The sequence below is a fragment of the Acinetobacter sp. MB5 genome (genome assembly GCF_003261585.1).
GTDB lineage: Bacteria > Pseudomonadota > Gammaproteobacteria > Pseudomonadales > Moraxellaceae > Acinetobacter.
In genome coordinates this window covers 100,810-123,604 of sequence record NZ_POVU01000002.1, presented here as the reverse complement: position 1 = coordinate 123,604, position 22,795 = coordinate 100,810, and the positions used below count along the sequence as shown (strand labels likewise).

At 42.1% G+C, this 22,795-nt stretch carries 21 protein-coding genes; 13 read left to right on the top strand and 8 right to left on the bottom strand.

What is annotated here, in order from left to right; genetic code table 11:
* The first annotated feature begins 250 nt into the window (after window positions 1–250).
* Together C1A47_RS03255 and C1A47_RS03250 are read left to right on the top strand one after the other, a co-directional pair.
* Window positions 251–1,660: an aldehyde dehydrogenase family protein gene (locus C1A47_RS03255; RefSeq protein WP_111892389.1), complete on the top strand. Its 1,410-nt coding sequence runs from the start codon at window positions 251–253 to the stop codon at window positions 1,658–1,660.
* A gap of 66 nt (window positions 1,661–1,726) precedes the next feature.
* The gene (locus tag C1A47_RS03250; protein ID WP_111892387.1) at window positions 1,727–2,389 is read left to right on the top strand and encodes a response regulator transcription factor; all 663 of its coding nucleotides are present in this window, start codon (window positions 1,727–1,729) and stop codon (window positions 2,387–2,389) included.
* A gap of 44 nt (window positions 2,390–2,433) precedes the next feature.
* On the opposite strand, the gene C1A47_RS03245 is transcribed toward C1A47_RS03250, so the two are convergent.
* Window positions 2,434–3,579: a hypothetical protein gene (locus C1A47_RS03245; protein WP_162625916.1), complete on the bottom strand. Its 1,146-nt coding sequence runs from the start codon at window positions 3,577–3,579 to the stop codon at window positions 2,434–2,436.
* A gap of 281 nt (window positions 3,580–3,860) precedes the next feature.
* Window positions 3,861–4,538: a TorF family putative porin gene (locus C1A47_RS03240; protein WP_111892383.1), complete on the bottom strand. Its 678-nt coding sequence runs from the start codon at window positions 4,536–4,538 to the stop codon at window positions 3,861–3,863.
* Window positions 4,539–5,040: 502 nt separating this feature from the next.
* On the opposite strand from C1A47_RS03240, the gene mutS reads away from it, so the two are divergent.
* From mutS to C1A47_RS03220, 4 genes are all read left to right on the top strand, one after another.
* Entirely contained in the window at window positions 5,041–7,638 is a 2,598-nt protein-coding gene (gene mutS, locus C1A47_RS03235) for a DNA mismatch repair protein MutS (RefSeq protein WP_111893067.1), read from the top strand.
* Window positions 7,639–7,806: 168 nt separating this feature from the next.
* Window positions 7,807–8,130 carry a ferredoxin FdxA gene (gene fdxA / locus C1A47_RS03230; RefSeq protein WP_004938070.1) on the top strand — a complete coding sequence of 108 codons (324 nt, stop codon included), beginning with the start codon at window positions 7,807–7,809 and terminating at the stop codon, window positions 8,128–8,130.
* Between the two features lie 131 nt (window positions 8,131–8,261).
* Window positions 8,262–8,987, top strand: a complete 726-nt coding sequence (locus tag C1A47_RS03225; protein ID WP_413772948.1) for a D-Ala-D-Ala carboxypeptidase family metallohydrolase — start codon at window positions 8,262–8,264, stop codon at window positions 8,985–8,987.
* A gap of 107 nt (window positions 8,988–9,094) precedes the next feature.
* Window positions 9,095–9,760, top strand: a complete 666-nt coding sequence (locus tag C1A47_RS03220) for an O-methyltransferase (protein WP_111892379.1) — start codon at window positions 9,095–9,097, stop codon at window positions 9,758–9,760.
* 118 nt (window positions 9,761–9,878) lie between these two features.
* Here C1A47_RS03220 and C1A47_RS03215 read toward each other — a convergent pair whose 3' ends face one another.
* Window positions 9,879–10,721, bottom strand: coding sequence for a universal stress protein (locus tag C1A47_RS03215; RefSeq protein ID WP_111892377.1), 843 nt, complete (start codon window positions 10,719–10,721; stop codon window positions 9,879–9,881).
* A 365-nt stretch (window positions 10,722–11,086) separates the two neighbouring features.
* On the opposite strand from C1A47_RS03215, the gene C1A47_RS03210 reads away from it, so the two are divergent.
* The 7 genes from C1A47_RS03210 (at window position 11,087) to C1A47_RS03180 (ending at window position 17,824) form a co-directional block, all read left to right on the top strand.
* Window positions 11,087–11,848: a type 1 glutamine amidotransferase gene (locus tag C1A47_RS03210; RefSeq protein ID WP_111893065.1), complete on the top strand. Its 762-nt coding sequence runs from the start codon at window positions 11,087–11,089 to the stop codon at window positions 11,846–11,848.
* 90 nt (window positions 11,849–11,938) lie between these two features.
* Window positions 11,939–12,364: an EamA family transporter gene (locus C1A47_RS03205; RefSeq protein WP_111892375.1), complete on the top strand. Its 426-nt coding sequence runs from the start codon at window positions 11,939–11,941 to the stop codon at window positions 12,362–12,364.
* A gap of 586 nt (window positions 12,365–12,950) precedes the next feature.
* Window positions 12,951–14,201: a dienelactone hydrolase family protein gene (locus tag C1A47_RS03200; protein ID WP_111892373.1), complete on the top strand. Its 1,251-nt coding sequence runs from the start codon at window positions 12,951–12,953 to the stop codon at window positions 14,199–14,201.
* Between the two features lie 10 nt (window positions 14,202–14,211).
* Entirely contained in the window at window positions 14,212–14,997 is a 786-nt protein-coding gene (locus C1A47_RS03195; RefSeq protein WP_111892371.1) for an SDR family oxidoreductase, read from the top strand.
* A gap of 42 nt (window positions 14,998–15,039) precedes the next feature.
* Entirely contained in the window at window positions 15,040–16,278 is a 1,239-nt protein-coding gene (locus C1A47_RS03190) for a styrene monooxygenase/indole monooxygenase family protein (RefSeq protein WP_111892369.1), read from the top strand.
* A 22-nt stretch (window positions 16,279–16,300) separates the two neighbouring features.
* On the top strand, window positions 16,301–16,831 hold the full coding sequence (locus C1A47_RS03185; RefSeq protein WP_111892367.1) for a flavin reductase family protein: 531 nt from the start codon (window positions 16,301–16,303) through the stop codon (window positions 16,829–16,831).
* Window positions 16,832–16,885: 54 nt separating this feature from the next.
* On the top strand, window positions 16,886–17,824 hold the full coding sequence (locus C1A47_RS03180; RefSeq protein WP_111892365.1) for a transporter: 939 nt from the start codon (window positions 16,886–16,888) through the stop codon (window positions 17,822–17,824).
* 157 nt (window positions 17,825–17,981) lie between these two features.
* On the opposite strand, the gene C1A47_RS17920 is transcribed toward C1A47_RS03180, so the two are convergent.
* The 5 genes from C1A47_RS17920 to antA form a co-directional block, all read right to left on the bottom strand.
* On the bottom strand, window positions 17,982–18,107 hold the full coding sequence (locus tag C1A47_RS17920) for a hypothetical protein (RefSeq protein ID WP_264756254.1): 126 nt from the start codon (window positions 18,105–18,107) through the stop codon (window positions 17,982–17,984).
* Between the two features lie 104 nt (window positions 18,108–18,211).
* Entirely contained in the window at window positions 18,212–19,267 is a 1,056-nt protein-coding gene (locus C1A47_RS03175; RefSeq protein ID WP_111892363.1) for an AraC family transcriptional regulator, read from the bottom strand.
* A 486-nt stretch (window positions 19,268–19,753) separates the two neighbouring features.
* Window positions 19,754–20,785: an anthranilate 1,2-dioxygenase electron transfer component AntC gene (gene antC, locus C1A47_RS03170; RefSeq protein WP_111892355.1), complete on the bottom strand. Its 1,032-nt coding sequence runs from the start codon at window positions 20,783–20,785 to the stop codon at window positions 19,754–19,756.
* A 12-nt stretch (window positions 20,786–20,797) separates the two neighbouring features.
* Window positions 20,798–21,289, bottom strand: a complete 492-nt coding sequence (gene antB / locus C1A47_RS03165; protein ID WP_111892353.1) for an anthranilate 1,2-dioxygenase small subunit — start codon at window positions 21,287–21,289, stop codon at window positions 20,798–20,800.
* Window positions 21,290–21,291: 2 nt separating this feature from the next.
* Entirely contained in the window at window positions 21,292–22,713 is a 1,422-nt protein-coding gene (gene antA / locus C1A47_RS03160) for an anthranilate 1,2-dioxygenase large subunit (protein ID WP_111892351.1), read from the bottom strand.
* Window positions 22,714–22,795 lie beyond the last annotated feature (82 nt).

Here is a 22,795-nt window from a genome sequence, read left to right as displayed (position 1 = left end):
ATATATTAACTTGGATTAAGTGTGGAAATTTGATTTTAGTTAATATATTTACAAAATTACGATTTTATATTAATTTAAAATTAGGTTTGATGAAAAAGATGTCTCGTTTTGACAAGAACAATCAACCAAGACACAGATCGGTTGATCTAAAGATTTTTTCTTTCAATGCAATAGCTTGATGTAACCGTGGAACAGGTTGCTCAACAACTCTCGGTCAGGGGACTGATCTTAGTAAAAGGAATGTGAAGTTATGAACACCAGTTTAATTATTGATGGTGCACAGGTAACAGGTCAGGGTGAACAAGTTGCAGTTCTTAACCCTGCCAACGAGCAAGTCTTGGCAGAAGTGGCTTCAGCAACTGTTGAGCAAGTCAACTTGGCAATCGCTGCGGCACGTCAGGCATTTAAAAGCTGGAAAAAGACCGATGATCAGCACATTCAACAGCTTTTATTGCAAATTGCCGACAAAATTCAGGCAGAAAAAGCCAGCCTTGCTGAGCTCATTACCCAAGAACAGGGTAAACCACTGTTTTTGGCTCAACTCGAAGTGGACTTGAGTGTATTGTGGATTCAACACATTGCCCAACTTGAAATTCCTGTTGAACATTATGTTGAGCCAACAGGCAAACAGGTGAATGTTTATAACCGACCATTGGGTGTGGTGGCTTCCATTACGCCGTGGAACTGGCCATTTATGATTGCGGTATGGCACATTATTCCTGCCCTGAAAACCAAAAACTGTGTGGTGAATAAACCCTCAGAATTTACCCCATTAAGCACTATTCGTTTGGTGGAAATTATTAATCAAGTCGTTCCAAAAGGTGTATGTAATTTGGTGCTGGGGACTGGCGAAGTGGGGAAAACCCTCAGTGAACATCCTCAAGTCGATAAAGTGGTGTTTACAGGTTCAACCCGTACAGGTCAGCACATTTTACAAGGTTCGATTGCATCGTTAAAAAGTGTGGTGCTTGAACTTGGGGGCAATGATGTCGGAATTGTGCTTGATGATGTGGATGTCGATGCTGTTGCAGGAAAAATTTTCCAGTCAGCATTTTTAAATGCGGGTCAGACTTGTGCTTGCTTAAAGCGTTTGTATGTGCATGAAAAAGTTTACGATGCCTTAACTGAAAAACTGGTGGAAATTGCCGATCAGCAAGTGGTGGGAGATGGACTCAATGCCAATACCACTTTTGGCCCAGTGCAAAACCGCGTTCAGTATCAAAAAGTCAAAAACATTTTGGATGATGCCATTGCCAATGGTGGACAAATTCTCAATCAGCGCGTGACACATCCTGAACAGGGCTATTTTATTGCACCAACATTGGTTGCCAACGTAAAAGATGGTATTGCTTTGCTTGATGAAGAGCAGTTTGGCCCTGTACTGCCAATTGTTAAATTTAGTGATGTTGATGCAGTCGTGGCAAAAGCCAACCAAGGCGAATACGGTCTAGGTGGTTCAGTCTGGACGCAGGACTTGGACAAGGCACAAGCCATTGCTGAAGCACTGGAAACAGGCACGGTCTGGGTCAACAGTCATGGTGACTTGTCTCCATCGGCAGCATTTGGTGGTTGGAAACTTTCAGGTTTAGGTTTCTCATTTGGTCTAGATGGCTTATTGCAATTTACCCATAAACAATCGGTACATGTGACACAAGCTTAAACGCAGTCGTGGAGTATTATCTGGCAGCATGATAGACATGCTGTCAGTTCTAGGAGGGAACAGGATATGAATCAAATCAACTGGATTGGTTTTACAGATCATTTTATTCAAGCGGTACAACATGTCATGCCGATTGATGGTTTTATTTCTTATGATATTAGCGGCGAGCAGGCAGAGAACTTTTATCATCAAGGTGTAAAACAGATTTCACTCGATGAATATGTCTCAGAAAAACAGTATTGTGACCCTGTGCATTTTCAGGTCTTGGTTGAAAACAAATTACATTGTTGTGCGTTAAAAACCCGAAAAATTAATGCTGAGTATGCCCAGTTTATGCATAAATGGCAGATTCAGGATCATATCGAACTGATTTATCTGGATCAGCAGCGTCCTGTGCGTGGAGTCAGTCTGATTCGTGAACAGCGTGATTTCTCAACCCAAGACTTTGCCATGATTGAAAGTTTGTATGCATTTTCCAATCATTTATTTTCTTATCAGGCAATTCCATATCAGGTCATTCAGGAAACCTTTGGCTTGACGCGTAAGGAACTGGAAATTTTAAAATATATTTGTCAGGGTTTTGATAACCTCAAAATTGCCAATACCATTTTTTCCAGTCTGGCTACCGTTAAAACTCATGTGCGTCACATCTTTCAAAAAGCGGACGTAGGCAGTAAACAAGAACTGCTTTCTAAAGTAATGCGCTTTTCTTCAATGTCATTGATTTAACGACATGACAAACTGGAAAAGCGCCAGTTCGTAGGTTGTATTATTTATTTGGTTGAGGCGTCGGCTTGATCAACTAGAGCAATCATTTTATTGTTGACTTGTATTACAAACTCATGCTCTTGCTCACTTAGCTTTTCTTCAGATATATTCTCTACCGTATGGAGTTGACGCCATGCTTCAGTTTCTTGTTGAATCAGATCTAAGACTTGTTGTGCAATGGGGCTAGACGTTGAGTTTGCCTGACTGACTTGAGTAATGGCTTTGATTGCTTCGGGATCTGCAAGCTCAGATTTGTAATCACCCATAATAACAGGCGTATTTTCTAGACCAAGCAATAAAAAGTGGCGATATTCTTTAATTTTATTCACTACCTGCTTATGGAAGTGGCTATCGGAGAATTGAACTTGATATTTTTCCCAAAATAATAAGCGTTTTGCTAAATCTTTAAAACTGATTGATAAGCCAGCATCTAGATCGAAATTTGCTCCATAATATTCGCTTGAATTTTTTTTGAGGTAAACTTGATCTGCTTCTGGTAAATGTGCTGTAAACATATCCTCATCATAGCGAGGGTGCTGAGTAAGTGTAAATTCACCTTCTCCTAAATAGTAAATATCTAAATATAATTTTTTTAAATTCTGGATAATGAATAGTTGATGTCTGGTTAATTTAGTTTCAGTCTTTTTACGTTCGGCAATAGATTCTTCCCGCATTTCCTTACGTTTAGCAATGGACTCATCTCTGCTGTCTAGACTCGATTCATATTCTAATTGTCCAATATATTCATCGAGTTCTTTAGATTCATATCGTCCAATAAATTTTTGATACAGCTTGCTAGTTGCATTTAACCATGCATAACGTTGCTCCAGTGGAACATGAGCAACACATGCTTTTAACTCAGTGTTAAATGTAATCAGTTGTTTAGGAGTGATGCCTTGTTGGGTGTATTGCTTGAGCTGCTGGTCAAGACTCTGACATTTTTTAGCAGGATCAATAGGTTTAGGGACTGTGACATGAGTTTCAGTTGTCGTTTGAGGTGTAGCTGTTTTTGTGGAGTCAGGTTCAGCTTTTTGACAAGCAGCCGTAATCAAACTTAAACATAGAAGCACTAAAAAATTGTATTTATTCATTATTTTAAAATGATTTATTTTTGGAGCAGGCATTCTAGCGAAAAAGATCAGGGCATCCAAGCTGAGGTTTCGGCATTTTAGTATGTCTTTGTGACCTATTTCAAAATTTAGAGAATCAGTTTTTTATTAAAAATAGAAGCACTATCAGATTCGATAGACTTTACTATAACTGAAATGTCGATTGTCCCTGTGTACTCAAATATAGCTAATCACAAGAAGATTTTTCGTCTAAAAACCTAGTTTTCAGTATGGCTCTAAGGGCTGTACAACGCTAAAAACTATTGGTGCTATCATGCTTCTTCGTAAAAATCTTCTTGTGTGAAGTAGAGAGTGAATAAGGCTTAGAAGGTATGTGAAATACCAAACACGATCGTACTATCATCTTGAAGAGCGCCTGAATGCGTATGGGGGTGAATATCTGTGCTGATCCATGCCAAAGACAAGTCTAAACCGTGGAAGCTTCCAGCGAATCCGACAGAGTAATCATTGTATTCACCACAATACATATTTTTCCAGTAAGCCCCCATGCTACGACCTGCATGCAAATTTAGGCTTAATTTTTTTGGTAATGGCTGACTGTAATCCAGAGAAATATATCCAGCATTTTTGCCAGAATTAGAATAATTACTGGAATAACTATATGCCACGGAAGCATTTTTATAGTGGAGTTTGGCGATGGCTTGAGGATAATTGATATCAAGAGAATAATCGGGATAACTGACATAGCCTACACTGAAATCATAACCGATATCTTTGCTTAGCGCAGCGCTATAACCCAGATAGTAGTCCAGCTCAAGTTTAGCATCATCACCCCAATCGACATGACTTGTCCATGCATTAGCATAAATTCCATTTTCAAATGTCACATCAATATGACCTTGAACAGCGGGATTGCCAGATGTTTGAGAGATACCTGCTGAACGATAATCACTGATTAATCCAAGCGTAGTTGATACAGTGGCTGCATGTAACTGAACGACAGAAAGTGTTGAAGTGAGACATAGAATGGTTTTGTACATTATTGGATCCTGTTTTATTCATAAAATTTCCCATTCAATTTGGCTAAAGGATTCCTCAAAGAAATGTGTATTTGACTAAGAATCGGTTGCTTTGGAATGGGATACTTTACTGAAACTGACGGCTTATGTTCCTTAATCATCAAATTTAAATCCATTTAGTTTTGTTATTGATGATTGGTGCAATGCTTCTAGTCAGAATAGGAAATACAAATGACAGGGTATTTTTGGAGATGGTTTCTTTATTTGCTAGAATTCAGTCTGAATATTTTTTCTGATAGGTTAAGCCTGTACCTGCCTGTCATAGATTCAGCCGTTGAGTTGAATCGGTCTTAGAAAATTGAATGTTAAATCAACAAACTTATTTTGCTGTCTTTATTTTTGAGATTGACGGATATAAAGTGCAAATACGAAAAAAGTTTAATGATGTTTTTGATTGTTTTTAAAGGAATTTGTTTTGGTAAATCATAACTTTGTAGAAGCTGATCTTTCCTCCCATACCCCAATGATGCAGCAATATCTAAAAGTCAAAATGGCGCATCAGCATGCTTTGGTGTTTTACCGTATGGGGGACTTCTACGAATTATTTTTTAACGATGCCCGTAAAGCTGCAAAATTACTTGGAATTACCTTAACTCATCGTGGCAAAACCAATGGTGAGCCGATTCCAATGGCAGGTGTGCCATATCATGCGGCTGAAGGTTACTTGGCTCGTTTGGTCAAGGCAGGTGAAACGGTTGCGATCTGTGAACAGGTCGGTGAGGTGACAGGTAAAGGGCCTGTTGAACGTAAAGTGGTTCGTATTCTAACGCCTGGTACCTTGACGGATGATGCCTTACTTGGCAGCTATCAGTCTTCAAATCTGGTTGCATTATGCATTCAGCAAAATCAGATCGGGATTGCTTTACTGGATTTAAGTGCCAGTATTTTTAAAGTTCAACAACAAACCTACACGGCTGAACAGTTACCGATTGATTTGGCGCGTTTAATGCCAAGTGAAATCGTGATTGATGAAGATCTGGTTGATCAAAACATTTTGGAAGTCATCAAAAAACAACTCGATTGCCCAGTAACCAAACGTCCAAATGTTGACTTCAATTTAAACAATGCCCAAAAAACCTTGTGTGACCAGTTTGCAGTGGCAACCTTGTCGGGTTTCGGGATTGACCATTTACCCCTAGCGAAAGCGGCTGCGGCAGCATTAATTCACTACGCCAAAGAAACTCAAAAAACGGCTTTGCCGCATATCCGTTCGATTCAACTGGAACAGTCGAGTGATTTTATCGCGCTTGACCCTGTGACGCGTCGTAACTTGGAAATTATTGAGCCGTTATTTGAACATGGCACGTCTTTATTTCAACTGATTAACCATTGTCAAACCGCAATGGGTGGACGCTTGCTCAGCCGTACTCTCATGCAACCCATTCGTGATACGGTGTTACTCGATCAGCGTTTAGATGCGATTGAGCAGTTGTTGCAGGGCTATCATGAAACGCCTGTACGTTTGGTGCTGAAAGAAATTGGTGATATTGAACGTGTATTAAGTCGTGTAGCTCTGGGCAGTGCACGTCCGCGTGATCTGGTGCAGTTACGCCATGCCTGTGCACAGATTCCACTGTTACGTCATGCCTTACAACCCGTGATTCAGTCACAAAAATCAGTACTTTTAACTGAGTTAGATCAACAGCTTGGTGATTTTAAAGCACTCCATCAAGAGCTTATGGCGGCGATTGTTGAACATCCACCTGTATTGCTACGTGATGGCAATGTAATTGCAGAAGGCTACGACACAGAACTGGATGAACTTCGTCAAATTCGTGATCATGCAGGACAATTCCTGATTGATTTAGAAATTAAAGAACGTGAACGTACAGGGATTAATACACTCAAAATTGGTTATAACCGTGTGAGTGGTTATTACATCGAGTTGACGCGTGCCCAAGCTGAGCAAGCTCCAGCGGATTATATTCGCCGTCAGACTTTAAAAAATGCAGAACGCTATATCACGCCTGAACTGAAAGGTTTTGAAGATAAGGTCTTATCAAGTGAATCACGTGCCTTGGCGCGTGAAAAAATGCTGTTTGAAGCTTTACTGGAAACTTTACGTCAAAACATTGCCAATTTGCAGATGATGAGTGCAGCCATTGCACAAGTCGATGTCTTGAGTAACTTTGCCGAGCAAGCGCGTTTATATACATGGGCACGTCCAAGCTTTAGTCCTGAAATTGGCATTAAGATTAGCGCAGGTCGCCATCCTGTGGTAGAAGCGCTCAATAAAGCACCATATACACCTAACGATACGTTCTTGGATGTACAGCATCGTATGGCAATTATTACAGGGCCAAACATGGGTGGTAAGTCGACCTTTATGCGTCAGACAGCCCTGATTAGCCTGCTCGCATATTGCGGTAGTTTTGTGCCTGCGCAGGCTGCACAACTTGGGCCGATTGACCGTATCTTTACCCGTATTGGCTCTGCGGATGACCTGTCGACAGGTAAATCGACCTTTATGGTTGAAATGACTGAAACTTCGCAAATTCTACATCATGCGACCAATCAGTCCTTGGTGCTTATGGATGAAGTTGGGCGTGGAACCAGTACCTATGATGGTTTGTCGCTGGCATGGGCGTGTGTACTTGATTTGACCAAGCGTGTGAAATGTCTGTGCCTATTTGCCACGCATTATTTTGAACTGACCGAACTAGCTCAAGAAGCAGGGATTGACAACTATCATGTCACGGCAAAAGAACTGAATGGTCAGCTTATTTTGCTACATAAAGTACAGCAGGGCCCAGCCAGTCAGAGTCATGGTTTACAAGTGGCAAAACTTGCAGGAATTCCAGTCGGGGTAATCAAGGATGCGCAAAAACGTCTGAAGATTTTGGAAAAACAGCAACAGCAGCACTTGCAGGCTTCTGTTCAAAATGACCTGTTTATGCAGATTGAACCCGAGATTGAAATTGTCGAAAAAACGGTTGAAGTTGAGGTGGCTTCACCTGCATTAGACTACCTGCAAAAGCTCGATGTTGATGATCTGACGCCACGTCAGGCGCTTGAGCAACTGTATGAATTAAAAGCATTAGCTAAAAAATCAGTGCAATAAATAAGTTAAAATTGAGTAAAACTGGTTGTGAATGAGAATCAATCAGTTTTATTTCAAATTAACAGCCTTTTATATAATTAATATCAATAAAAGGAATTGTTTGTTGCTTGGTTTTTTGCCTACAATAGCGCAATTGAACGAAACCATATTTTTTAGGTAGCTGTCGCCATGACCTTTGTTGTCACTGAAAACTGTATTAAATGTAAATATCAAGACTGCGTTGAAGTATGCCCAGTAGACTGCTTCTATGAAGGTCCAAATTTCCTCGTTATTAATCCAGATGAATGTATCGACTGCGCATTGTGTGAACCAGAATGTCCAGCCAATGCAATTTTCTCTGAAGATGAATTGCCAGAAGGTCAGGAAGTGTTCATCGAACTCAATGCTGAACTTGCTCAAAAATGGCCGAACATTACACAAATCGGGGATCAACCAGCAGATCGCGAAGAGTGGAATGGTAAAGCAGACAAACTACAATACTTAGAAAAGTAAGTTTGGAAGATCAGCAAATGCTGATCTTTTTTTATACCAAAGATTCACATTTCGTTAAAAAAAATCCAATTTTGTGGCGAAGTATTGCAGTACAATAGCTGCAATATCGCTCTTTTATCGTGTTGTCAATGATTAAATCTGTATCAAAACATCTGCTTAACACAGGTGTCGTTTCGTTATTTCTGGTGAGCTGTACCACCACAACGCAACAGACAGGCTATAATTATTCACAAATGGGTAAACGGATTCAAATTCCCGAAGAACAAGTCACCAATGAACATGTCGGATTACCGAAAATTGTTCCAGACACTTACAATATGTGGCTGGCACAAGGTCAAAACCGCCAGCATGCATATGAATATGAAAAATTTTTAGATCAGCAGCATGTCGGTAATGTGATTCCTGCCTTTGAGTTGTTACGTAGTGCGCGTGACTGGCAAAAATGTGGTAGTTCTGAGTATGCTGTGCCAAATCGTGAGCTATGGGAAAACCAAGTTGCAACGCTACGTGTATTTAAATATTTGGTTGCGACCAAAGTTCTGACAGATTTTGAAGTCACCTCAGTTTATCGCGATTTACCAACCAATCGCTGTGCAGGTGGTGCAAATTCTTCACGCCATTTATTCAACTCAGCAATTGATTTTCGTATTGGGGCTGAATACCCGAAACCGCAAGATTTTGCATATATTCAAAGTACCAAATATAAATTGTGCCAGTTCTGGACACAATATGGTCAAAACCTGAATATGGGTCTTGGGTTATATGCATCTGGACAAATTCATATTGATACTCAAGGCTATCGAACCTGGGGGCCTAACCACAGTCGTAGTTCTTCAATGTGTAATAGCTTGGCCTGATTGCTAATATTGAAAAAGAGATCATTTTGATCTCTTTTTTTTATGAAAAATTGAACTCAGGATATAAATGTATACAATGGCTTGATCGTAAATAAGGTGAGTCAATCATGCAAGAAATGTGGACAGCGTTAGATGAATATATCGAGTCACATTTAATTTCTGAAGATCCAAAGCTGCAAAAAATCGTTGAAAATACAGTTGAACATGGTTTTTCAAATCATCTGGCAGTTGCGCCAAATCAAGGTATGCTCCTGCAAATGCTGATCCAGATGAATCAGTGTAAACGTGTTTTAGAGCTAGGAACTTTTGCTGCTTATAGCACTGCATGGTTAGCGCGCGCATTGCCTGAAGATGGCTATTTACTCACGATCGAAGGACGCGATACTCACGCGGCTATGGCTCAGCAAAATATTGATCAGGCCAATTATCCTGTCAAGGTTGAGTTGAAAGTTGGACGTGCAGCCGATGTACTTCGTGCATTACCTGACAATACTGAACCTTTTGATTTTATTTTTATTGATGCTGACAAGCAAAGCTATCCTGAATATTTGGAACTGAGCTTACAGCTTTCACATTCAGGCACCGTGATTGTTCTCGATAATGTGATCCGTGCAGGGGATATTATTAACCCTGATAATCACAAGCCAAGTATTGAAGGGATTCGTGAAACGTTTGTTGCACTTCAAGATCATCCGCGCTTATTGTCTTGTACAGCGTTGCAAACAGTAGGCAGCAAAGGTCATGATGGTTTTGCCATCGCAATTGTCAAATAATGATAGATGTAACAAAAAATCACCAATAGCTTTTTATTGATAATAATAAGTAGCTTAGATGTTCTGTCCATAGAGTTATCCACAGATTATGCGGATAACTATGGACAACTTTCCCCAATTATTTTGCGACAATCATAGGCACATTTAAATTTCGGAAAATTGTCGTGGTAATACTACCCAAGAAAAATTGATGGATTTTACTGTGGCTAAATGCACCAAGTAAGACCAGTTGAATGCCGTGTTGGCGTTGATATTCCATAATGCTTTCAGCAACATCACCATAACGGGCTTCGACCACAAGATCTATTCCTTGTAGCTTGAGGAATTCTTCAGGTTGTTTAAGAACGTCTGGATGATCGCCCACATAAAGCAAGTGACATTGTAGTTGACGCAACAAATCGCTCTCGGCAATTCTGTGCATCATTTTTATACAGGTTGGTGAGTATTCATAGGCAAAAATAAAACGGGTTGGTGCTTTAAAATGATCACCAATGGTCATGACAGTACATTGCGCCCCTCGAATGAAGTTTTCGACATTGCTGCCAATCACTTTATTTTTTTCAGCGGCACGTTCACCAACACGGCCAAGAATGGCAATGTCATCATCTCTTAAAATATTAAAGCTTTGTTCAAGGAAATCACCTTTTTCTTGGATGATACTGACCTCAATATCATGTTTTTCCTTGATCATTTTAGAAATATGCGCCAGCAAGTTATTGCTATAGTTAATCGCAAGTTCACTTTGTTTTTGTTCAAGCTCGGCAAGTTCTTTCAGTAGCATGGCATTACTTTCAAAGCCAATCACGCCACTAATTTCCCCTAAATGATAACTGGCAGGGTAATAGTCCAAAACTTGTAATAGCACCAGCTCTCGATGTGTCTGCTTCGCAACCCATGCTGCCGCATCTGCAATGGCATTAATACAGGGTGAAGAATCAATACAAGCAATCACACGTTTCATTCTAGCCTCTCTTGGAGTTTGCACTCTTAGGTCTAATTGTTGTTTTTAATGTAGCACAAGTTCTTGTTGCTGCAAGGTCATGATCAGTCAATTTCGGATTTTAACAGGTCAAATTCCCGATTAAATGCTGAAGAAAACAGCAATCTTTATCCAACTATAAAGAATATTTCTTGCCATTTTGTGATATCCACAACATTTGGTCATTTTCTGAGTGTGATTAAGACTTTTTTATTGATGTATAAAAGTGGAAACTCATTTACACATACTTTTTTCTGTAATTTTTCCAAATTGTGATAGCTGCCATCTAAATTTAAATTTATTATAAGGAAAATATAATTCTTAATATGAAAATTAAAGGTGTTTTCATGAGCAAAGCATTACGTGTGCACTATTTTCAACATATTGAAGGTGAGGGCTTTGGTAGTTGTTTAAGCTATTTTCAACAACGACACGCCGAGATTACAGCAACCGCATTTTTTGCCTTACCACCTCAAACTGCATTAGAACTACAGGCACTGCCTGCAATTGAAGATGTGGATTTACTCATGATTATGGGCGGTGTGATGAGTGTGAATGACCATGAGGTTTATCCGTGGCTTACTACAGAAATTGAATGGATTCAGCAATATTTGGCAACAGGAAAGCCTGCGATTGGGCTATGTTTAGGTGGGCAGCTGATTGCCAAGGCACTAGGTTCAAAGATCAGTAAAAATCCTGAGAAAGAACGTGGTTGGCACAACATTTATAAAGTTGCAGATCTGGATGCTCAAACAGTTTGGCAGATTCCTGAGCAAGTGCAGGTTCTAGAGTGGCATTCGGAAACTTTTGAGTTACCACAAGGCGCAGTACTATTGGCAGGCAATGCCGCTTGCCCACGTCAGATTTATCAATATGGGCAACAAGCGATTGGTTTTCAGTGTCATCCAGAAATGACGGCAAAAACCTTAAATATGCTGTTTGAAAATTTGAGTGATGAAGTCGCGCAGTATCAGGGGCAGTATGTTCAAGCACCTGCTGAAACATTGGCAGTCCCTGAACACACCTACGCGGAAGGAAATCTGCTACTGGAACAGGCGATTGAATATGTCTTGACCCACGCACAAGCACGTATGACTAGTGCTGCCTAAGATTTAAGCTATTCTGATACAGGTGCAAGTTTTGCTTAAGTTTATGGTGACATGCTGTAGTGCAAAGAAGCGTCACTTGAGGAGCGAAACATGTTGTCACACTGGTTGTTCTGGGCAGTTTTATCCGCGAGCTTTGCGGCATTAACCGCGATTTTCGCCAAAATTGGGTTACAAGGTGTAGATTCAGACTTTGCTACCCTGATTCGTACAGGTCTAATCGTTGTGATTTTATTGGCTTGGGTTACTTTTTTGGGAAAATGGCAAAATCCATTTTGGCTGGGTGGAAAAACATGGTTATTTTTGCTGTTATCTGCGCTGGCAACAGGTGGGTCTTGGGTCTGTTATTTTCGTGCCCTGCAAATGGGACATGCATCGCAAGTGGCTCCAGTTGATAAGCTGAGTGTGGTTTTAGTGGCAATATTTGCGGTAATCTTTTTGGGCGAACGTCCGTCAGAGCAGGAATACGGTGGTATTGCACTGATCACCATTGGTGTGTTGATGATTGCATTAAAATAATTCAAAACAAGAATAAATTTTGCTACTTGCCGAAGATCAGCATTTGCCTACACATACTTGAGATAAAAATGGCGCAACTTTGCTGCCTTCTGAGCAGGACTTTTTCTTGTGTACACCACCCGATACTGACTACATTGTGATTTCGCTGGAACAGCAATGACTAGAGTCACGCTGAATTGAACAAGACCTTGCTCCAATGGTGAGAAATCGCTTTGGTTGTGGGGTACTCATGAAAGCTGCGGTATTGACCCGATTGATTCAGACCTGTTTACAGCTTTTGGCGCAGCAATCCTAACAAACGATTGGCGATACTCATCACAAACAAATTTGTGATGATATTACCGACAGTATTTTGTGTTATTTTTATCAGCAAGATTTTAATTTTAACTAATTGAATTAAAAGTAATTTATAAATAAAGATACTCAAAATCGGGCAATCTGAATCAGGTTGCCCGATTTTTTTGTGCAAAAACTGCAAATGTTCTGCAAATTGCGCATTTGCTGGATAGTGCTCGCAGCTTTTGGACAGCCTAAATGATCTTTCAGATAGATGATTACAGCATGAATTAGGTCAGGAGTTGACAACATGGCTGGTCAATATATCCATATTACAAGTCGAACAGGTCAGACATTTGCTGCGTATTTGGCGGTTTCTGCCGACGGGAAAGGACCAGGAATAGTCCTGTGCCAAGAGATTTTCGGGGTGAATGCCGCGATGCGTGCCAAAGCTGATTTTCTGGCAGAAGAAGGCTACACGGTTTTAGTTCCCGATTTGTTCTGGCGCAATGAGCCACAGATTGAACTGGGTTATAGCGCAGAAGACTTTGAAAAAGCTTTTATTTTGTATCAGCAATACGATCAGGATTTGGGTGTTCAAGATATTCAAGACAGTTTGCAGCATTTGGCAAGTTTAGAGGAATGTACCGCTGAAGCTGGCTTGGGCGTGGTCGGTTATTGCCTTGGTGGCAAACTGGCCTATCTGGCGGCTTGCCGTTTACCTGAAGTTGCTTGTGCGGTTGGCTACTACGGTGTGGGTATTGAAAAACAACTGGATGAACTGGCAAATTGCCGCGCTCAGTTAGTACTGCATATTGCCGAGTTGGATCAGTTCACTCCACCTGCGGCTCGTGAGCAGATTGTGCAAGCAGCACAGCAATATCCAAATCTCAAAGTCTATGTTTATGAAGGTGTTGATCACGCCTTTGCTCGCCCGCAAGGCACACATTTTCACAAACCTTCTGCCAAGTTTGCCCACGAGCGAACCGTCACGGCATTACACAACGCTATTGGCCCGCATTATGACTTGGTAGCACTTTGGGAAGAGCATATTCGACATGAGTTCGATACGCGTGATGTGCCCGCCACGATGGCAACCATGGTCGCTCAGCCTTATGTCAATCACATTCCAACCTTAACGGGTGGGGTCGGTTATAGCCAACTGGCACGTTTTTACCGCTATCACTTCGTTCATCAAAATCCGCAAGACATGAAAATCACCTCGATTTCACGCACGGTGGGCTCAACCCAAGTGGTGGACGAATTCATCATGAGTTTTACCCACGATTCAGAAATTGACTGGTTATTACCGGGTGTTCAACCCACAGGCAAATATGTCGAAATTCCGATGCTCGGTGTGATTCAGTTTCGTGGTTCAAAGTTGTGTCATGAGCATATTTATTGGGATCAGGCTTCGGTACTGGTGCAGATCGGGTTGCTTGATCCAACAGGCTTGCCTGTAGCTGGCGTGGAAACCGCGAAAAAACTGCTGGATGAAGATCTGCCATCTAACACCTTGATGCCATCTTGGACATCAAGTGCTGGTAAACCGATTGACTAAGGAGTCTGACATGAATCTGAATCTTCAAAATCAAGTGGCGGTGGTGAGCGGTGGTGCAACCCTGATTGGGCAGGCAGTGGTCAAAGCACTGGTAGAAGCTGGTGCGCGCGTTGCAATTTTGGATGTCAATCCAGAAGGGCAGCAGATTGCCGAGCAGTTTATGGCGCAGGCGATTTTTATTCAAACTGACCTGACCAGTGACAGTGCCATTCAACGTGCGGTCAGTGAGATTCACCGCCAGTTTGGCGAGGTCAGTGCCTTGGTGAATTTGGCCTGTACTTACTTAGATGATGGCTTTAAGTCGAGTCGTGGCGACTGGCTACAAGCCTTGGATGTCAATCTGCTCTCGGCAGTTGAGCTGACACGGGCACTTTATGCAGACCTGAAACAGCAGCGGGGTGCCATCGTTAACTTTAGTTCGATTTCTGCCAAAGCAGCGCAAACAGGACGCTGGTTATATCCCGTGTCGAAAGCCGCAATGCGTCAGCTTACACAAAGCATGGCAATGGATTTTGCGGTCGATGGCATTCGGGTCAATTCAGTTTCCCCAGGCTGGACATGGTCAAGGGTGATTGCCGAAGTCAGTGGGCATCAGCGTGCCAAAGCCGATGCCGTGGCTGCCGATTATCACTTACTGGGTCGATTGGGCAATCCCGAAGAAGTCGCCAATGTGGTGCTGTTTTTATTATCTCCCGCTGCAAGTTTTGTGACTGGCGCGGACTACGCTGTGGACGGTGGTTATTCGGTCATGGGGCCTGAAGGCAATCAACCTGCCATTCCTCGTTTAGCCGAATAAGTCGGCATTTTTACACTCATTTTAGAGATATGGAGATTCATTATGCGTCGTATTGCAATTGTCGGTGCAGGACAGTCAGGTTTACAGCTTGGATTGGGTTTATTGGACACAGGTTATGACGTGACTTTACTGACCAACCGTACTGCGGATCAGATCCGTCAGGGTAAAGTCATGTCGAGCCAATGTATGTTTCATACTGCATTACAAACCGAGCGTGATTTGGGGCTGAACTTTTGGGAGGAACAGTGCCCAGCGGTGGAAGGCATAGGTTTTACACTGGTCAATCCTGAAAATGGCGAAAAAGCTTTTGAATGGAGTGCACGTTTAGAGCGTTATGCGCAGTCGGTCGATCAGCGCGTGAAAATGCCTGACTGGATGGAAGAATTTGAACGCCGTGGCGGCAAGTTGGTGATTCAAGATGTCGGTTTGGAAGAACTGGAACAGCTTGCGAGTGAATATGAACTGGTACTCCTTGCCGCAGGTAAAGGTGAAGTGGTGAAACAGTTCGAGCATGATGCCGAACGGAGTACCTTTGACAAGCCACAACGTGCGTTGGCGCTGACCTATGTCAAAGGTATGCAGCCGATTTCACCATATTCGCGAGTGACTTTTAACGTGATTCCTCAAGTCGGTGAATATTTCTCATTTCCTGCACTAACGGTGAATGGGGCTTGCGACATTATGGTTTTTGAAGGCATTCCCAATGGCCCGATGGATTGCTGGCAGGAAGCAAAAACGGCTGAAGAACATCTGGCATTAAGCCTTGAACTCTTAAAGAAATATGTACCTTGGGAATATGAACGCTGTCAGCAAGTTGAACTGACCGATGCTGGTGGTTATCTGGCAGGACGGTTTCCGCCAACCGTGCGTAAACCAATTTTAACTTTGCCATCGGGTAAACAAATCTTGGGTATGGCAGATGCTTTGGTGGTCAATGACCCAATTACAGGTCAAGGCTCGAACAATGCTGCCAAATGCAGCAAGGTCTATTTCGATGCGATTTTGAATCATGCCAATCAAAGCTTTGATGCACAGTGGATGACACAAACCTTTGAGCGTTACTGGGCATATGCCGAGCAGGTTGTAGCGTGGACTAATAGTCTGCTAGTACCACCACAACCGCACATGGTTGAGATCTTGGCTGCAGCTAGTCAAAACCAAGCGATTGCTTCGACCTTTGCCAATAACTTCGATGACCCGCGCCAGTTTGCGCCGTGGTGGTTCGATGCACAGGCTGCACAGCAATTTATTCAGTCCAAAACAGCCAAGAAAGTGGCATAGGTTGAGTGCAAAGGAGTTTGCTATGGAAACCGTAACAGCATCGCAGCTATGCGAGATTGATTGTTCCAACCCGCGTGAAATCCGTAACTTGCTGGGGCAGTTTGCGACAGGCGTGACCATTATCACCACGCGTGGACAAGATGGACGTAAAGTCGGCATGACTGCCAATTCATTTTCATCGTTATCGCTCGACCCACCATTGATTTTATGGAGTCTGTCCAAGACTGCGCCGAGTTTGCCTGACTTTATTGCGGCTAAATACTTTGCCATTCATATGTTGGCTCAAGAGCATCATCAACTTTCTGGGCACTTTGCCCGACCTGCGGAGGATAAGTTTGCAGGGATTGCCCATCACGACTGTGAATCGGGTATACCAGTTTTAGATGATGCTTTGGCGACCTTACTCTGTCGCAATGTACAGCAGTATGAAGGAGGCGATCATCTGATTTTTATTGGACAAATTGAGCATTATCAGAAACGTTGTGGTGAGCCACTGGTATTTCATGCAGGGCAATATCGTATTGCTGCGGCACATCCAGAGTTAAGTGCCTAATTCATCACATCACGATCTTTCAGGTCGTGATTTTTTTATTCAGGGGAAAATCAAATGATGATTAAAAATCTGTTTTTAGCAGGGACGTTGTGTGGTGTGGCACTCGGTACTCATGCCTATGACTTGCCTACAGTCAACTTGGGTATGACCAGTTTTCTCGATGGTGGTTTGCCCGCAGGCACAGGCTGGTATGCTCAGACCTATCTGCAAAATTACGATGCCAATACCTTAAAAGACCAGTCAGGGCAGCGACTTGGATTACCAAAAACCAATCTGAACTATCAGGTTGAAGTTGAGCAACTGAGCTATTTATCCAATGTCCGTGTTGGCAAACATGCCTCACTGGGGATTAACTTTTTACTGCCTTTTGTCAGCAAAATGGACATGAATGATGGCTTAAATAATGCAGCACTCAAAGCTCAAGGTGGTTTTGGCGATCTGATGATTGGGCCTTTTATTCAGTTCGATCCGATTATGGGCAGTCAAGGCCCTAAATTTGTCCAGCGTATCGAGTTTCAGGTGAATTTACCCACAGGAAATTATAACCAAAACAAAGACATTAACCCAAGTAACAATGCGGTATCTCTCGATCCTTATTGGGCAGCAACCTATTGGCTGACTCCAAAATGGACGGTATCGACCCGTATTCATTATCTCTATAACTTTAAAAATAACGATCCAAGTTATTCATTTGGAGATGTCGAAGATATTCAGGCAGGGCAGGCGATTCATGCCAACTTTGCTTCCAGTTATGCGGTAACGAATAAATTGCGTTTGGGGGTCAATGGTTACTGGCTCAAACAAATTACCGATACTAAAGTGGATGGTGAGAAAGTGAAAGACCGCCGCGAACAGATCTGGGCAATTGGACCTGGGGCAATGTACAGTTTTTCGAACGACAATCATGTGGTGGCCAATGCTTACTTTGAGCAAGATGCCCAAAACCGACCACAAGGCACACGTTTACAAGTGCGTTATATCCATCATTTCTAAACTCAAAACAACACACAAAACAAAACCAGTTTCACTCCCCGAAACTGGTTTTTGAGTATTTAACTGAAGATTCAGACTCAATACTTTTTCTATGGCATAAATTTATCAATCCAGCATGATATTTATATAGGGGAAATATTTTATGTAGATTAATTTGTTATGAATCAACATCGACAAATTGAGTTGGGGAAATAGGGATCCAAACTTTTTTCCCATCTTTATCTTCCAAGACCTGACCTGCTGAACTGTCACGATGAATAGGAATTAAATAATGCTTCATCATAAATATTGATGATCAATTTAGCTATGTATTCTCATTATCTCGAATATTTTTGTTCAAAAAAATGGGCTTCTAAACAGAAACCCGCGCAAAATGATGGCTGAATTTTACGAACATTTTTGTGTAGAAACATCCTGTTCATATACTGTAAAACGCCGTGTAGAAGAGGGTAATTCACCATAACGACGTTTGTATTCCTGAGAAAAACGTCCCAAGTGTGTGAAGCCCCATTTAAAGGCAACTTCTGTCACAGACAATTGCTCGTTACGAATCAGTTCCAAATGTGCTTGTTCAAAACGTAATTCTTTTAAATGCGCCATTGGGGTAGTACTGAGGAAGTTCTTAAAACCCGCAAATAGGGTACGCACGCTGACACCTGCCTGTTCAGCCAGTATTTCGACATTCAAGGCTTCATGCAAATGCTCCCGCATATAAGCTTCGGCACGCTTGATAAAGTAAGGCGAAATGGCTTTGTCTTTATAGGCATCAATTTTGGCAAGGGTGTTATTGGGCTGCCCATAAATCAGCGCATTGAGCAAATTTGACTCAAACTGTTTAAATGCCATTGGATGGTGTAGTGGATGTTGATCACAAGCTAAGGCATCCATTAGGGTGCGTAATAGTTGCAGAAAATACCCGCCGCTTTGGGTTGAAAAGTCCAGATTGGCTTGGAAAATCGGTAGGGTATGTTCACCATCGGGTAAGTGCTGGCGGCAGTGCTGGGCAAAATCCTGCTGATCAATCTTTAAAATCAGTTGTGGAGAATTGGCATGCCAACGCATTTTTAAGGGTTGATTCGGTGAAATCAGTGAAGCCACTTGTGCATAAGAAATAAATTTTTGTTGAGCAAACTCAATTTCGGCATAGCCCGAAGTCGGAATCTGAATCAGGTAAAACTGATCGAGAAAATCGGGTTCAATACAGACATCGGTACTATATTCCAGTCGGTTAATCGACAAACCACCTGACTTAACATGGTGCATGCTTGCACTGAAATCTGTACGTTGTTCAGAGATTTTCAGCACATGGGGCTTAAAAATTTTACCGACATGGCGACAAGTCGTTTCAAGATCCTGAGCGCTAAACAATAAATTTTCGGCTGAAAACAGTGATTCGTTATGAAAATGACGACCACTTAACGCGGGGGAATTGGCTTGCTGCATAATAGACCTACTGGCTAACTTCCCTGTTGGAACAGTTGTCTACAAAACAAAATATTGCAGACAATGTATGACCAAAACAGTGCTAAAAGCTCACTTAACGATCCTAAGATATAAGCAAAAACTAGACCAACTAAATCAGTTGGAATACTGAAAAAGAGACGAAATTGATCTAGAGTTTTACATGTGGATTTGTTTGGTCTAGACATTCTAGTTTCAGCAAATGGTTTGCATTTTCTTAGGGGTTTTATTCCTTAAAACCTGAGATTATTTATAGCAAATCTGACTATGTTGGTCAATTTTTAGCATGTTTGGATAATAAAATAAATTTTGAATAGTTGTAAAAAGTATATTTAAATCAATCAATTGATTTGAATTGTATTAGCTTTTTGTTATTGACTCAGATTGACTGTAATGAATAGCTGGTACTGATTTTTAATTATTTAAATTTCATAATAAAAGACCTGCTAAACAGCAGGTCTTTTTATATTAGACAGCACTGATATTGCTCTGTAAAAATTTCTCACTATAAATACGGCATTGGTGTTCAGGGTCAACCTCTAGCCAGTCTCGAATAGCCTCAATCATGGCGGGTGGGCCACACAAATATAGATCGCAGGCTTGTCGATTCAGAAATTCCCGATCTAAATGTTCATGCACATAGCCTGATTTACCTTGCCAATCGGCTGAAGCATGACTAATGATCGGCTCATAGTGAAATGTCGGTAAAACCTGTTGATAGGCTTGTAAGCGTTGTTGTTCAACCAAATCCGTTTCACTTTTGACCCCATAGTATAAATGCACACTTGGTGGATTGGTTTGTTGCTGTAACTGATCAAGCATACCCAAAAATGCCGATAATCCTGTACCACCTGCAATAAAAATCAGTGGGCGTTCCACTTCACGCAAATAAAAACTACCCAGTGGCGCTTGTATCATAATTTGATCGCCCACCTGACAACGCTCACGTAAGTAATTACTCATCACACCATTGGGCAATAAACGAATTAAAAATTGCAATTGATTGTCAGCATTAGGTTGATGGGCAAATGAATACGAGCGCCATTCATTGGTGTCGGGAATTTGCAGACGGGCATACTGACCTGCCAAAAAGTGCAGTTGTTCGGTGTGCTGACTGGCATCTAAATGTAAAATCGCAGTCGTTTCCGATACAAGTTCGACTTTACGGACAGTGGTAGAGATATTGACCTGATCGGCTGCATGACAAAACTGAGAAGAATGGTCAAAGTAAAATGCCGCGTCAGACTGAATGCGTGTTTGACATGCCAGCATTTTACGTTCTGCCAGATCACGAGTGCTTAGAGCATCTTCATCGACATAATCTTGCTCATAGCGCCCACGTTCACATTGTCCCTGACATGTCCCGCATACACCTTCACGGCAGTCGAGGGGCAGTTGAATGCCTTGACGAATGGCAGCATCTAGCAGCAACTCATCTTGATTGACTGAAATAAAGAAGGTTTTGCCATCGGCAAAATTCAATGCGACAGAGTGAGCCATATTGTCATCCTCCTAAACGTGATAGAAGTCTAAAACTGAATCAATTTTGTCATTCAGCAATACAATGTGTTGGCGACGAATGCGGAAACTGTCTTGATGAGGTCGTAACAGATAAGTACTGCGTCCATAAAAACAGCCTTGCAAACCTTGACGGTTATACAGGGTTTGCCACGCGACTTGGGCTTCAATCAAACCACTGTCTAATTCAGTCACCTGAATGTTATTCATACTGTGCAATGTACGTGGTAAGGGGGTTGCAGAAGCCGCTTTGCCTGTGCGAATACGAAACACGCGATCTTCCAAACCTGAACGATCTGCATAATAAATGTAAGACAAACCTTGGTTTGGGTCAGTGACATAATGATGATCATCAATCCACTGTGGAATATGATATTCACTGTCTTCGTCATACAGTTCTAGGTAGGCATCCCAATCATAGGCATCGCACAGCGCAGCTTTTTGGTAGAGAAACTGGCTGACAGCAAAATGAAGTGCTTGAGTCATGATTATGCCTCCTCAGATTCAGATATGGTTGCAGGTTCATGGCTGATGTCGACCAAGTGCAGCGATTTTTGCACCAAACCTTTCAGCATGAGTTTTTGCCAGTGTCCGTGTTGATTGACATATAGACCTTCATGGGTAAATTCAGTGCCAGTCATGACGGGTTGAATTCCAAGATCGTGGCTGTTTTTGGTTGCGGCATAATTCCAAGACTGACAGCCACGAGAAATATCGCTCCATGTTTCAAGACGTGCTTGAAAACCGCGTTGTTGTTCACGAAACTCGACCAAGTCATCAGGCGTACCTAGACCAGAAACATTGAAGAAATCTTCAAACTGGCGAATACGATTGCGACGTGCTTCGGCAGATTCACCTTTCACCCCAATGCATTGACTAATGATTTCGGTTTTATTCCAAGCCACAGGGCGAATGATCCGAAGCTGTGAGCTAATCTGATCCATAAAAAACAGGCTCGGATAAATATTTAAATTGCGCAAACGGTGCATCGCCCATTCTGCATATTTCTCGCCAAATTTTTCGACAAGATGGGGCATCACTTGATGATAGCCTGGACGTACTGCTGGATTTGGCATATCGCTAAACAGCACACTATGTCCATTGTGGAAACTAAACCAGCCATCATCAGTATTTGAATCACCTGCACCCAATTTGCTGTAGTCGAGCGTATCGAGCTCACCACCTTTGCTGGCATTGACTTGTTGGCGATGTTGCACGGTTGAAACATAGTTATAGTGCACGGTACTGACATGATAGCCATCTAAGCCATTTTCGTTTTGAAGCTTCCAGTTGCCATCGAAGGTGTAGGTCGATTTACCTTGTAAGACTTCGAGTTCACCTGTTGGTGATTGTTCAACCATCATGTCGAGAAAGATTTTGGTATCGCCTAAAAAGTCTTCCAGACTGTCGGTTGCACGTGTGTCTAGGCTGACAAAAACAAAACCACGATAGCTCGAGATTCGTCCTTGTTTCAAACCACGGCTCGATTTGTCGAAGTCTGAGCAGTATTCACTTGGCGCTTTGACCTTGACCAAACGGCCATCAGATTTATAGCACCATGCATGGAACGGGCAGGTAAAAGTTGATTGATTGCCTTTGCTGACACGTGTCAGGGTCGCACCGCGATGCTCACAGGCATTGACCATGGCATGTAGTTGACCTTGTGCATCGCGGCTAATAATTAGCGGTTGGCGACCTGCTTGAACTGTCACAAAATCATGTGGATTTGGAATTTCACTTTCATGGCAAGCATAAATCCAGACCTTTTCAAAGATCAGTTCCATTTCAAGATCGAATAATTCAGGCTCAGTAAACATTTGACGAGCAATACGAAAGGTCTGATCTTCAGGGCGAAAATCAATACATCCTTGAACAAATTCTTGCCAGTTTGTTATGCGTGTTGAGGTCATGCAAGCATCCTCCATTCAATAAGTGCTTTTCACTGATTGAACAAGGATTTGAGATATGGAGCTATCCAGAAGATGAGGGGGC

Excerpts from the sequence above, each read along its gene's own strand:
- C1A47_RS03255 (WP_111892389.1), top strand. The coding sequence starts at position 251 with ATGAACACCAGTTTAATTATTGATGGTGCACAGGTAACAGGTCAGGGT.
- C1A47_RS03250 (WP_111892387.1), top strand. The coding sequence starts at position 1,727 with ATGAATCAAATCAACTGGATTGGTTTTACAGATCATTTTATTCAAGCG.
- C1A47_RS03240 (WP_111892383.1), bottom strand. The coding sequence starts at position 4,538 with ATGTACAAAACCATTCTATGTCTCACTTCAACACTTTCTGTCGTTCAG.
- mutS (WP_111893067.1), top strand. The coding sequence starts at position 5,041 with ATGATGCAGCAATATCTAAAAGTCAAAATGGCGCATCAGCATGCTTTG.
- fdxA (WP_004938070.1), top strand. The coding sequence starts at position 7,807 with ATGACCTTTGTTGTCACTGAAAACTGTATTAAATGTAAATATCAAGAC.
- C1A47_RS03220 (WP_111892379.1), top strand. The coding sequence starts at position 9,095 with ATGCAAGAAATGTGGACAGCGTTAGATGAATATATCGAGTCACATTTA.
- C1A47_RS03215 (WP_111892377.1), bottom strand. The coding sequence starts at position 10,721 with ATGAAACGTGTGATTGCTTGTATTGATTCTTCACCCTGTATTAATGCC.
- C1A47_RS03210 (WP_111893065.1), top strand. The coding sequence starts at position 11,087 with ATGAGCAAAGCATTACGTGTGCACTATTTTCAACATATTGAAGGTGAG.
- C1A47_RS03205 (WP_111892375.1), top strand. The coding sequence starts at position 11,939 with ATGTTGTCACACTGGTTGTTCTGGGCAGTTTTATCCGCGAGCTTTGCG.
- C1A47_RS03200 (WP_111892373.1), top strand. The coding sequence starts at position 12,951 with ATGGCTGGTCAATATATCCATATTACAAGTCGAACAGGTCAGACATTT.
- C1A47_RS03195 (WP_111892371.1), top strand. The coding sequence starts at position 14,212 with ATGAATCTGAATCTTCAAAATCAAGTGGCGGTGGTGAGCGGTGGTGCA.
- C1A47_RS03190 (WP_111892369.1), top strand. The coding sequence starts at position 15,040 with ATGCGTCGTATTGCAATTGTCGGTGCAGGACAGTCAGGTTTACAGCTT.
- C1A47_RS03185 (WP_111892367.1), top strand. The coding sequence starts at position 16,301 with ATGGAAACCGTAACAGCATCGCAGCTATGCGAGATTGATTGTTCCAAC.
- C1A47_RS03180 (WP_111892365.1), top strand. The coding sequence starts at position 16,886 with ATGATGATTAAAAATCTGTTTTTAGCAGGGACGTTGTGTGGTGTGGCA.
- C1A47_RS17920 (WP_264756254.1), bottom strand. The coding sequence starts at position 18,107 with ATGATGAAGCATTATTTAATTCCTATTCATCGTGACAGTTCAGCAGGT.
- C1A47_RS03175 (WP_111892363.1), bottom strand. The coding sequence starts at position 19,267 with ATGCAGCAAGCCAATTCCCCCGCGTTAAGTGGTCGTCATTTTCATAAC.
- antC (WP_111892355.1), bottom strand. The coding sequence starts at position 20,785 with ATGGCTCACTCTGTCGCATTGAATTTTGCCGATGGCAAAACCTTCTTT.
- antB (WP_111892353.1), bottom strand. The coding sequence starts at position 21,289 with ATGACTCAAGCACTTCATTTTGCTGTCAGCCAGTTTCTCTACCAAAAA.
- antA (WP_111892351.1), bottom strand. The coding sequence starts at position 22,713 with ATGACCTCAACACGCATAACAAACTGGCAAGAATTTGTTCAAGGATGT.